The organism is Metasolibacillus sp., assembly GCF_025291715.1.
GTDB lineage: Bacteria > Bacillota > Bacilli > Bacillales_A > Planococcaceae > Metasolibacillus > Metasolibacillus louembei.
In genome coordinates this window covers 78528-89786 of the sequence record NZ_JAMBIZ010000013.1, presented here as the reverse complement: position 1 = coordinate 89786, position 11259 = coordinate 78528, and the positions used below count along the sequence as shown (strand labels likewise).

11 protein-coding genes are annotated in these 11259 nt (G+C 39.4%); 8 read left to right on the top strand and 3 right to left on the bottom strand.

The genetic code is table 11. The features are described 5' to 3' along the window. Positions 1-303 (bottom strand): transposase (locus M3Z76_RS10435; RefSeq protein WP_295656257.1); only part of this gene is annotated, 303 nt, incomplete at its 3' end. A gap of 411 nt (positions 304-714) precedes the next feature. Here M3Z76_RS10435 and hflK point away from each other — a divergent pair. The 8 genes from hflK (at position 715) to coaE (ending at position 9589) form a co-directional block, all read left to right on the top strand. Further along, a complete protein-coding gene (gene hflK, locus M3Z76_RS10430; RefSeq protein WP_293926094.1) occupies positions 715-1671 on the top strand; it encodes an FtsH protease activity modulator HflK in 957 nt (318 codons plus the stop codon). Continuing rightward, the gene (gene hflC, locus M3Z76_RS10425) at positions 1668-2690 is read left to right on the top strand and encodes a protease modulator HflC (RefSeq protein ID WP_293926096.1); all 1023 of its coding nucleotides are present in this window, start codon (positions 1668-1670) and stop codon (positions 2688-2690) included. The genes hflK and hflC overlap by 4 nt, the downstream gene beginning before the upstream one ends. A gap of 462 nt (positions 2691-3152) precedes the next feature. After that, the gene (locus M3Z76_RS10420) at positions 3153-4094 is read left to right on the top strand and encodes an ATP-grasp domain-containing protein (protein ID WP_293926099.1); all 942 of its coding nucleotides are present in this window, start codon (positions 3153-3155) and stop codon (positions 4092-4094) included. 295 nt (positions 4095-4389) lie between these two features. Beyond that, positions 4390-4827 carry a DNA polymerase I gene (locus M3Z76_RS10415; protein ID WP_293926101.1) on the top strand — a complete coding sequence of 146 codons (438 nt, stop codon included), beginning with the start codon at positions 4390-4392 and terminating at the stop codon, positions 4825-4827. A gap of 147 nt (positions 4828-4974) precedes the next feature. Next, positions 4975-7605, top strand: a complete 2631-nt coding sequence (polA, locus tag M3Z76_RS10410) for a DNA polymerase I (protein ID WP_293926104.1) — start codon at positions 4975-4977, stop codon at positions 7603-7605. An 11-nt stretch (positions 7606-7616) separates the two neighbouring features. Further along, complete coding sequence (gene mutM, locus M3Z76_RS10405) at positions 7617-8489, top strand: bifunctional DNA-formamidopyrimidine glycosylase/DNA-(apurinic or apyrimidinic site) lyase (RefSeq protein WP_293926106.1); 873 nt, start codon at positions 7617-7619, stop codon at positions 8487-8489. A gap of 18 nt (positions 8490-8507) precedes the next feature. Beyond that, on the top strand, positions 8508-8999 hold the full coding sequence (locus M3Z76_RS10400) for a hypothetical protein (protein ID WP_293926109.1): 492 nt from the start codon (positions 8508-8510) through the stop codon (positions 8997-8999). After that, positions 8996-9589: a dephospho-CoA kinase gene (gene coaE, locus M3Z76_RS10395; protein WP_293926111.1), complete on the top strand. Its 594-nt coding sequence runs from the start codon at positions 8996-8998 to the stop codon at positions 9587-9589. The genes M3Z76_RS10400 and coaE overlap by 4 nt, the downstream gene beginning before the upstream one ends. A 47-nt stretch (positions 9590-9636) precedes the next feature. On the opposite strand, the gene M3Z76_RS10390 is transcribed toward coaE, so the two are convergent. Together M3Z76_RS10390 and M3Z76_RS10385 are read right to left on the bottom strand one after the other, a co-directional pair. Then, positions 9637-10515 carry a hypothetical protein gene (locus tag M3Z76_RS10390; RefSeq protein WP_293926113.1) on the bottom strand — a complete coding sequence of 293 codons (879 nt, stop codon included), beginning with the start codon at positions 10513-10515 and terminating at the stop codon, positions 9637-9639. Beyond that, the gene (locus M3Z76_RS10385; RefSeq protein WP_293926116.1) at positions 10502-11008 is read right to left on the bottom strand and encodes an RNA polymerase sigma factor; all 507 of its coding nucleotides are present in this window, start codon (positions 11006-11008) and stop codon (positions 10502-10504) included. The genes M3Z76_RS10390 and M3Z76_RS10385 overlap by 14 nt, the downstream gene beginning before the upstream one ends. Positions 11009-11259 lie beyond the last annotated feature (251 nt).

Below are 11259 nucleotides of genomic sequence, written 5' to 3'. Positions count from 1 at the left end.
GATCACTTCCTCTTCTGGTGCCATATCTAAAAAATATTTAAAGGACATATCGAATTTTGAACGTTCGATAAGGTCGGCATCCGACAGGTCATGAATCGCTTTTAACAGTAAATATTTAAACATGCGAATCGGTGGAATCGCGTTACGGCCATTAACTAAACAGTATTTCGATTTTAGTTCGTCTAGAATAAATGAGAAATCCACAAGTTCATTGATTTGGCGAAGCATATTGTCCTTTGGAATAATTAAATCGTACAACGCCATGTACGGGCTTAAATTGAATGTTTCCTGTTTAGAAATCATGGTCGCACCACCTTTTATTAGTCCTTTAATTATACAGGAAATTTGTGAGATTATACGAGAGGAAAACCCTTCTAGTGATGAAAGTGGTCCCAGTTGATTGGAATGGAGGCGGCGACTTCTGCGGGAACAGCACGAGCGGAAGCACCCGGACTGAGCAAAGCGAGGGAGAAGGCTGGAGCCGTGCCCGCGAAACGCGTCCGCCGCAATGGAAATCAACGGCATCGAAGAAAAAGAGAGTACAGGAACGAATATTCGTTCCTGTACTCTCTCACTTGTGCCTGAGGGACTTTTTCAGTGCCCTCGAAATTATCTGGGCGCTTTTTTTATTATTAAAAAAATCAACATAATTCTGAAACCTTTTCGTAGGCTTCTCCGTAAAAAAGCTATAGCAAAATAAAGGGAGGCACATATATGAGTACAAAGCGTACATTACTAACAATTGCTTTAGGGCTTTTTGCGATATTCGCCATCATCGCTGCTTTTACAACATGGTATACAGTAGATGAGTCTGAGCAAGCGGTTGTTGTGACTTTTGGTAAGTCAGGAGAAACGATTACAGAGTCGGGGCTGCATTTTAAGCTACCATGGCCGATGCAAAAAGTAGAAGTTTTATCGAAGGAAACATTTAGTTTAGAATTTGGCTATAAAGAGCGTTCTCAAGGGGATATGGAGCTATATCCATCCGAAACAAAAATGATTACAGGGGATGAGTTTTTCGTTTTAACAGATTTAGTTGTGCAATGGAAAATTACTGATCCAAAAAAGTATTTATTTAATTCAGAGGAGCCAAAGGAGCTATTACATAGTGCGACATCTAGCGCCATTCGTTCCATTATCGGAAACTCTAAAATTGATGCCGCTTTAACGGATGGAAAATCAGAAATTGAATCGAAAACACGTGAGCTATTATCACAATTAATGGAAAAGTACGATGTTGGGATTAGTATATTAGGTGTTAAGCTGCAGGATGTGGAATTACCAAATGAAGAAGTGCGTGCAGCATTTACAGCAGTGACGGATGCACGCGAAACGAAATCGACGAAAATTAACCAAGCAGATAAATATAGAAACCAACGAATCAGTGAAGTGCAAGGGGAAATCGCTGCTATTAAATCTAAGGCTGAGGGACAAAAGGTTGCACGTATTGAGCAGGCGGTAGGAGATGTCGCTGTATTTAAACAGCTTTACAATGAATATAAAGGGAATCAAGCGATTACACGTGAGCGACTTGTATTAGAAACGCTAGAAACGGTATTGCCACAAGCGCAAATTTATATTATGAACGATGATGAAGGTAGTACGATGAAATATTTACCAATCCAGCCAGCTACACCAAAGCCGAAAGAGGAAGGGAGCGATAGTCAATGAGTAACAATAACAACGACGGAGATTTAGAGAAGTTCTTAAAAAAGTTATTGAGTGATAAAACGAAGAAGAAGGGTAAAGTCGTAGACGCAGCAGACGCTGAGCCGAGCACGATTAAAAAAGAAAAGCAGCCTAAAAATATGCGTAAATGGGTTACTTCTGCCTTTATTATCACAGCTATTTTCGCCATTGGTATTATCGCTTTTGCCAATCTTTATATCGTAAAGGAAAATGAATATAAGATTGTACGCCAATTTGGTGAAGTAGTGAAATATGAGCGCGAGCCTGGGCTGCATATGAAAATACCATTTATTCAAAGTGTGACGACATTACCGAAAAATTTAATGACATATGATATGATGCAGGAAGAAATTAATACGAAGGATAAAAAGCGTATTATTATCGATAATTATGCAGTATGGCGTGTAGTAGATCCAAAGGCGTTGATTTCAAACGCAGGGACGTTACCAAATGCAGAGCGTCGTATGAGTGAATTTATTTATTCAGTTATTCGCACAGAGCTTGGTAAATTAGATTACGGTCAAATTATTAATGATACAGATTCGTCACGCGGTGATATTAATGAAAGCGTTACGCTAAAAGTAAATGAGCTATTAGCCAACGATAACTATGGCATTGAAGTAGTTGATGTACGTATTCGTCGTACAGATTTACCGCCAGAAAATGAGCAAGCAATTTTTACACGTATGATTTCAGAGCGTGAAAAAACAGCACAAACGTATTTATCTGAAGGGGATGCTGCGAAGCGTGAAAAGGAAGCAGCAACAGATCAAGAGGTGCAAACATTGCTAGCAAAGGCAAATAGTGAAGCTGCTGTGACGATTGCCCAAGGGGAAGCTGAGGCGGCAAAAATTTATAACGAAGCCTTTGCACAAGATCCTGAATTTTACTCGCTTTATCGTACGCTAGAATCATATAAGAAGACGATCGGTGATGATACAGTCATTATTTTACCATCAGACTCTCCTTATGCTAGAATACTATCTGGCTACTTAGAATAAATAAATTGACAGGCTATTTGGAAAATGGGCGAATGTCCCATTATTCAAATAGCCTTTGCTGTTTTAAGTGTGTAACCCCTTTGAAATAAGGCTTTTAAAAATCGATGATAATTTATCCATTTTTTTAAAAAGGGTGGTCAGACAAGAATATTATAATATAATAGGTTTATGATTATTTAGACTTGTTGATTGATAGGTTATTTGATTTATATATAATGCTTTTTAATGATTCTAAAGGATTATTCAGGAGGGAAAGATATGATTTTATTAGATCCATTATATATTTCACCAATGCTGGAGCAGGCGTTACTTAAAACGACGACACCGATGTATGACATTGATTAAAAGTGCTTTATCAACGGGTCACAAGAGGGGGTAAATTGGCCACAAGACCAGTTTATTGTAATAAATTCAGAGCATGCAATTAAAGTTTTAACAGAGCAATTTCCACATTTAAATGCGGTGCAATGGACAAATTTATTTAAAAATAAAGCCGCATTGCGCAAGCATTTAGCAACGTATTTTCCTAATTTCTATTTTCAAGAAAGCACATTACACGATTTAAGCAAGATTGATAAAGCATCTATACCTTACCCAATTATTTTAAAGCCAGCTATCGGTTATTCAAGCGTAGGTGTTCAAAAAATTAAAGATGCCGAGCAATTTACAGAAGTCGTCCAGCAATTAATTGCGAATGATGGGCTTGCTACTTCATATTCAGAGGACATTTTAAACTTCCAAACATTTATTTTAGAAACATACATAGAAGGACAGGAATTGGCGGTAGATGCGTATTTTAACGCAGAAGGTCAACCAATTATTTTAAATTTATTTGCACGCATGTTCCGAGATGAGGAGGATATGAGTGACCGTATTTATTATACGAGCAAGCACGTGTTGACAGAATATTTGCCTGTTATCGAGGCGTATTTACGTGAATTAGGTCAGTCGCTACAAATAAATAATTACCCATTCCATATCGAGCTGCGCATGGATGCACAAGGGTCTGTAATTCCAATTGAAGTAAATCCTTTACGTTTTGCAGGCGTAGGCACAACAGAGCTCGGTGTGCATGCATATCAAATCAATCCATACGAATATGCTTTGCGGCAATGGGAACCGGATTGGGCACAGAAAATTGCAGCAATGGATGACCGCATTTATAGCTTCACCTGTGCAGAGTTTGATAGCCATTTAACGTTTGCTGATATTGAGCAAATTGACCATGAGCAGATTAAAGCACAGTTTGACCATCTATTAGAATATCGCGTATTGCCCTTTGACTATGGAACAGCCTTTGCAGTTATCTTTTTTGTCAGCGATTCATTTAGTCAAAATGAACGTGTTTTAGCAATGGATTTCATGTCATTCATTACAACGAAACAGCAAACGCTTAGCTATTAACTATTTTACATATATGTAAAACGAAAATATTAATGAGCATTGCGACGGAGCTAAATGAAATGATTGGTCATTTAAAAGCGCAAATTGAGCGCTTTAAAGTTTAAAGCAAAGGAGCTTGCCCGAAAAAATTCGGACAGCTCTTTTTAGGTTGGTTGGGCGAAAAATCAGTTCCGCCTGGCGAATCGCAACTTTTGCACTATAACCTAAAATTGTCATATTAGGAGAAAGAAGTTCCTTTTCACTTTTCTATTTCTTGTTATAATAGAGTATGCAATTTCATAGAGAGGTGAATGGTATGAGCAAGCGAATTCAAAATTTGCTAGTCGCATTTATTATTGCAACGTCAGTAACGGCACTTTTTCAGTCAAGCCATTTTGAATGGATGAAAATGAGCCTATTTCATATACCCGTATTGTTTATTGTCATATTTATACTTGGTGTTATTATTGCTGAGGATGTACGTAGCGCCTTTAAAAAGGTACTGTGGTTTGAAAAGCGCAAAGATCCGCGTCCAATTTGGCAAGTTGGTGTTGGCATGATTTTTTATTTTGCACAAGTCGGCTTTGTGGAAGTGTTTATGAGAAGCCTAATGCCATACCAGCTCGGTGGGATGCCGTTATATTTAATTATTAGCTTTTTAAATGCCTTTTTATTAACAATTATTTTTGAGGAAATCTTCTATAAAAAAAATCAACATGCAGGAGAGCAATATAAGTTTAAGAAATTGAAATAGCGTATTAGGTGCTTTGCCAAACTTTTTAGGAAAGTTTATGCAAAAGCGCCTTTTTTGGTGGAAAAAAACTTGATTTCACGCTAAAGTTAAGAGGAGAGTAGTTCGAACGCATGTTTTGACTTTAGAACGAAAAAAGGAGCGTACCCAATGGCGAAGGAAAAATTATTATTACTTGATGGCAATAGCCTAGCATACCGTGCATTTTTTGCATTGCCACCATTAACGAACGATAGCGGAATTCATACGAATGCGACATATGGCTTTACGACAATGCTGCAAAAAATTTTAGAAGAGGAGCAGCCAACGCAAATGCTTGTCGCGTTTGATGCGGGGAAAACGACGTTCCGTCATGAATCTTATGGCGAATATAAAGGTGGACGTCAAAAAACACCACCTGAGCTATCTGAGCAATTTCCTTATATTCGCAAGCTAATTGATGCGTACAATATTAAACGCTATGAGCTTGATTTATATGAGGCAGACGATATTATTGGCACATTGGCGAAGCAAGCTGAAACGAACGGCATCGATGTCATTATTGTGTCAGGCGATAAAGACTTAACACAGCTTGCGACTGACAATGTAACCGTGTATATTACACGCAAAGGAATAACGGATATTGAAAAATATACACCAGCGCATATCGAGGAAAAATACGGGCTCACACCTGCGCAAATTATCGATATGAAGGGGCTAATGGGTGATGCATCAGATAATATTCCAGGCGTTCCAGGGGTCGGGGAAAAAACGGCAATTAAGCTGTTAAAGGAATACGGCTCAGTGGAAGCATTGTACGAGGCAATTGATGGTATGAAAGCTTCAAAGATGAAGGAAAAGCTTGTAGAAAATGAGGAAAGCGCTCATTTATCGAAAAAGCTTGCCACGATTTTTACAGAAGCACCGATTGACATAACGCTTGATGATTTGGCCTATGCTGGACCAAACGAGGATGCGCTGCTTGAAGTGTGGCGTGAGCTAGGCTTTAAATCATTAATCGAAAAAAGCGATATGCAAAGCGCAGTACAGGAGCAGGAGGAGATTCAGCTAAGCATTGTAGATCATGTGACAGCTGCGATGTTAAAAGAGACGATGGCGCTGCATGTGGAGCTAGAAAATGAGCACTATCATAGCTGCGATATGCTTGGCCTTGCGCTAACAGATGGAACAGATGCAAAATATATATCTGTGGACAAAGCTTTACAGAGTGATGAATTGAAAGCTTGGCTAGAGGATGCCTCCAAGAAAAAATATGTTGTGGATAGCAAAGCGGCACAGGCGATGCTTGCGCGACATGGCATTAAGCTAGAGGGAGTAGCATTTGACTTGCTTTTAGCTTCGTATATCGTTAACCCAGCCATTTCGGGTGATGATGTGGCGACACTTGCGAAGGAGTTTGGCTATACAAATGTGCAAGCAAACGAAGTCATTTATGGCAAAGGCGCAAAATGGTCAGTGCCAGAAGAGGCTGTGTTAGCGGACCATGTGAGTCGCAAAGCAATTGCTTTATGGCATTTACAGCCTGTCGTTGAGAAAAAATTAAAAGAAAATGAGCAATACGATTTATATAATGATTTAGAATTGCCGCTTGCAAAAATTTTAGGAGATATGGAAATCGAAGGAATCTCAGTAAACGTTGAAACATTAAAGCAAATGGGACAGGCGTTGCTAGAGAAGATTGCGGTTATTGAACAAACAATTTATGAGCAGGCTGGTGAGGAATTTAATATTAATTCACCGAAGCAACTAGGTGTCATTTTATTCGATAAGCTAGGGCTACCTGTTTTGAAGAAAACGAAAACAGGCTATTCAACAGCGGCGGATGTGCTTGAAAAGCTACAATCTGAGCATGATATTGTCAAGCATATTTTAGATTACCGTCAATTAGCAAAGCTACAATCAACATATATCGAAGGCTTGACAAAAGAGATACATGCGGACGATGGCAAAGTGCATACGCGCTTCCAGCAGGCATTGACAGCAACAGGACGTTTAAGCTCGACAGACCCGAACCTGCAAAATATTCCGATTCGTTTGGAGGAAGGACGTAAAATTCGCCAAGCATTTGTGCCATCAAAAGAGGGCTGGGTGCTATTTGCGGCGGACTATTCACAAATCGAGCTACGCGTTTTAGCACATATGTGTCAGGACCCTACGCTTGTCGAGGCATTTAAAGAAGGTATGGATATTCATACACGTACAGCGATGGATGTGTTTGGTGTGACAAATCCAGATGAGGTAACAGCGAATATGCGCCGAACAGCAAAGGCGGTAAACTTCGGTATTATTTATGGGATTAGCGATTATGGCTTGTCACAAAACTTAGATATTACACGTAAGAAAGCAGCGCAGTTTATTGAAAACTATTTGCAAAGCTTCCCTGGGGTAAAGGGCTATATGGAAAGTATCGTGGCAGACGCGAAGCGCGAAGGCTTTGTGACAACGATTTTAAATCGCCGTCGCTATTTACCTGAAATTAATAGCTCCAACTTCAATTTGCGCAGCTTTGCTGAGCGGACTGCGATGAATACACCGATTCAAGGAAGCGCAGCAGACATTATTAAAAAAGCGATGATTAATATGGATGCCCGCTTGAAAAAAGAAGGCTTACAGGCAAAGCTATTATTACAAGTACATGATGAACTAATTTTTGAAGCACCAGTTGAAGAAATAGAAATTTTAGAGCGTATCGTACCAGAAGTGATGGAGTCGGCGATTGAGCTAGCTGTCCCATTAAAAGTAGATTATTCACATGGCTACTCTTGGTATGACGCAAAGTAAGGAGTGATTTTATGCCTGAATTACCGGAGGTTGAGGGTGTCGTCAACGATTTGAAGCCGCTCGTTGAAGGTAAAATAATTCAATCTGTGACATTATCGGATACAGTTTACACATCACATGCAGCAGGTAAGCAAACGATTGTCAAAGGTGGAGCGCTTGAATGGTTTGAGACGAGCGTTCAACAAATGACCATTGCAGCAATTGAACGTCGTGCAAAATATATTTTTATCCACTTACAAAAAGACGAGGAGCCATTTGTGCTCGTCAACCATTTAGGGATGACAGGTGCATGGTTTGTCGTGCAAAATGTGGCAGAAATTGCAGAGGAAAAATTCCGTAAGCATATTCATGCAACCTTTGCTTTAGCAAGCGGCGAGCTGCTCGTCTATAGCGATATTCGCCGCTTCGGAGAGCTACGCTTTTTACGCACGATTGAGGAGCATGCACCATTAACGAAAATGGCACCAGAGCCGTTTGATGATTATGCATGTGAATTTTTCCTTGCGCAATGTGCAAAGCCAAAATATGAAAATAAAACAATTAAAGAAGTCATTATGGACGGTCAGGTCATTTCAGGCTGTGGCAATATTTATGCGACAGAAGCATTGTTTGCAACAAAGCTGCGACCGACGAAAAAGGTGAAGGCCATTCCGAAAGCAAAGAAAGTGGAGCTGTTCCAAGCGATTGTCAATGTTTTACGAGAAAGCATTGACAATGGCGGCTCAACAATCTCTGATTACCGCACTGTCAACGGTGGGGCAGGCTCGATGCAAAATCGTTTAAAAATGTATAGTCATAAAAGCTGTCCGAGCTGTCAAACGGCAACACTATCCGTTGTCATTGCTGGGCGTACATCGACATATTGCCCAAGCTGTCAAAAATAGTAGGCAAAGGAGAATGATGTGACGCATTATAGAGAAAGGCTAGAGCAGCAGCAAATTTGGGTGTACACCTTTGCGCTATTGCTAGGAGCGGTAGTCGGTATAGCAAATGAGCATATTGCCTTTTATTTTACGGGGATGATTACACCGTTGATTGCTATTTTACTCTATAGCATGCTTGCGCAAATTCCATTTTTCAAGCTACGTGAGGCGCTAGCTAACCGTAAATTTATTGCCGCATTAGTTATCGGTAATTTTTTAGCTGTGCCGCTCATCGTTTACGTATTGATTGCGCTGTTTCCACAGTCCACGCCAATTTTAGTAGGCGTATGCCTAGTATTGCTAACACCATGCATTGATTATGTTATTGTTTTCACACAGCTAGGAAAGGGTAATGAGAAGTTAATGCTCGCTTCGACGCCTATTTTATTTATTGTACAGCTTATAGGAGAGCTGATTTACATAAAGCTAGTACCTAAATGGTTGCTAAAGGATAAAGGGGAGATTAGATGATTATCGGATTAACAGGCAGTATTGCGAGCGGTAAAAGCACCGTTGCACAAATGCTACAGGGCTATCAGCTTCCAATTGTTGATGCAGATATTGTAGCAAGACAGGTAGTAGAGCCTGGGACGCAGACATTGCAGCAAATCGCTGAAGCCTTTGGACAAGAGGTGATGAAAGAGGATGGCACAATGGATCGTGAAAAGGTTGGCGCCATTATTTTTCATGAGCCCGCCCAGCGCAAAGTGTTAAATGATATTATCCACCCTGCGATTCGGGCAGAAATGCTACGTCAACGCGATGAGCTTGTACAAAATGGTGCAGCACATGTGGTAATGGATATTCCGCTGTTATTTGAAAGCAAGCTCCAGCATTTTGTTGATAAAATTTTAGTTGTATCAGTGACAGAGGAAATTCAGCTTGCACGCTTAATGGAGCGCAACCAGCTACCAGAAAGTGAGGCGCGTGCACGCATTGCCTCCCAGCTTCCGATGTCTGTGAAGGAAAAAGGAGCCGATGCAGTCATCTACAATAACACAACAAAGCAATCGACGGCTGAGCAGCTAGAAAAAATTTTGCAGCAATGGGCTGTCATTTGAAATACAAAATAAGAGGATTGTCTCATTGCAGACATTCCTCTTATTTTTTAAAAACCGAAGAACAACAAAATGTTAATTAAGCTACACAAAACAATTATTTTCCCTCGTTCGAATTTTAAAATAGTTAATGATGGGGCTCGACGCTTCATCTCTCGCAGCTGCCAAAGGGCACTGAAAATAAAAAAGGCGGCGAAAGGAGGAATGTAGACAGGTCCAATGAAAAAAATCCAACAAGTAAACAGAGCAAGTACACTTACTGTAGCAAATAATTCAATATAGGAGCTTGTTGTTCTCGGAAAAACAGCTCGCATATCTATATTGCGTTTTTTATAGTATTGAATGGATAAAAAATTAATTGTAAATATAGCGAGCAGGCAAATGGAAAAGAGGAGACTCGCCTTTTTCGATTGAAATAAACTCATGAAAATATAGGAGTACCTCGCACTATCATCTTGATAATAAACATTTTGGTCAACATCATACATGTCCAGTTCAGATATTTGAAATTTCCTTTGCTCCCCATTTTCAACGAAAATAACATCTACAATATGTTGACCAAGCTGACCATCATTTATTGGCGAAAGCCTTTTGATATTGTGGAAGTATTGAATAAATTCTTCATCCTGCCATTTTTGTATAGGCGAATATAACAGGCTAGAGGTCTTTGCTTTAAAGTTTCCTTTTTCCCCATCGAAATACGTATAAAGTGTAGCAGAGCGTGTGTGTGCATTTTGCAGTGAATGCTCAGGGTTTGTTAGCAGTAATAAAATGAAGATACTACAAATGGCTATCATCGTTGCAGGGATTTTCCACTGAAAAGACCTTTTGCTAGGCTGCTGTGCAAGCGATTGCTTTATTTGTGTTTTTAGCTGTTTATTTTCTGGTAAATGATTTAATTGCTGTAGCTGTTGTTTAAGGCGATTCATGCCATTCACCTCCTAATAGTTGTTGAAGCTTTTTCATTGCACCGCGCTGTGTATTGGCAATTTTGGTTGTAGATAAGCCAGTAATCCAGCTCGTTTCCTCAATCGATAGCTCCTCGATTTTGCGAAAAATAATGATTTCTCGCTGCACAGGCTTTAATTGCTGTAATGCCTCATATAGCTCTTTCCGCATTTCATTTCGAGCAAGCCAATCATCCGGTGTATAAGTGAAATCATGCTGCTCATGCTCTTGTGTAAAAGGTAGCCATTGAATTAATGCTTTTTTTCGATAATGGTCGATGACAAGATTGCGTGCAATTTGCCGAATAAATGTTTGAATATGCGCCTCATTACGAAAATTTGCCTTTAATACTCTGACAAACGTTTCCTGTGTCAAATCCTCAGCCAGCTGCGCGTGTGAAACCATCAATCGTATGTATTTGTAGATTGTATGAAAATATTTCTCGTATATCGCTTCGAAATCCAAAATATTCACCTCTCTTACTATAGTAGACGAAGAAACGACAAGAATTTGTAAAAAATCATTAAAAATAAATTTTTTAAATATGTTATACTATTTAGCGAGACGCAATAAAAGGACATTATATTGAAAACGTTTTATATGCTTTCATTTCGCTATTCTAGTTGTCAGAAAATAATGATTTTAAAAAATAACATAAAAAATGTTCAACTTCTCGAATAATGTGTTATACTAATTAACAAATAGATAAGCAAATTACAAGGATA

Bases quoted from the DNA above. Each gene is read 5' to 3' on its own strand.
- hflK (WP_293926094.1), top strand. From the start codon at position 715: ATGAGTACAAAGCGTACATTACTAACAATTGCTTTAGGGCTTTTTGCG.
- hflC (WP_293926096.1), top strand. From the start codon at position 1,668: ATGAGTAACAATAACAACGACGGAGATTTAGAGAAGTTCTTAAAAAAG.
- M3Z76_RS10415 (WP_293926101.1), top strand. From the start codon at position 4,390: ATGAGCAAGCGAATTCAAAATTTGCTAGTCGCATTTATTATTGCAACG.
- polA (WP_293926104.1), top strand. From the start codon at position 4,975: ATGGCGAAGGAAAAATTATTATTACTTGATGGCAATAGCCTAGCATAC.
- mutM (WP_293926106.1), top strand. From the start codon at position 7,617: ATGCCTGAATTACCGGAGGTTGAGGGTGTCGTCAACGATTTGAAGCCG.
- coaE (WP_293926111.1), top strand. From the start codon at position 8,996: ATGATTATCGGATTAACAGGCAGTATTGCGAGCGGTAAAAGCACCGTT.
- M3Z76_RS10390 (WP_293926113.1), bottom strand. From the start codon at position 10,515: ATGAATCGCCTTAAACAACAGCTACAGCAATTAAATCATTTACCAGAA.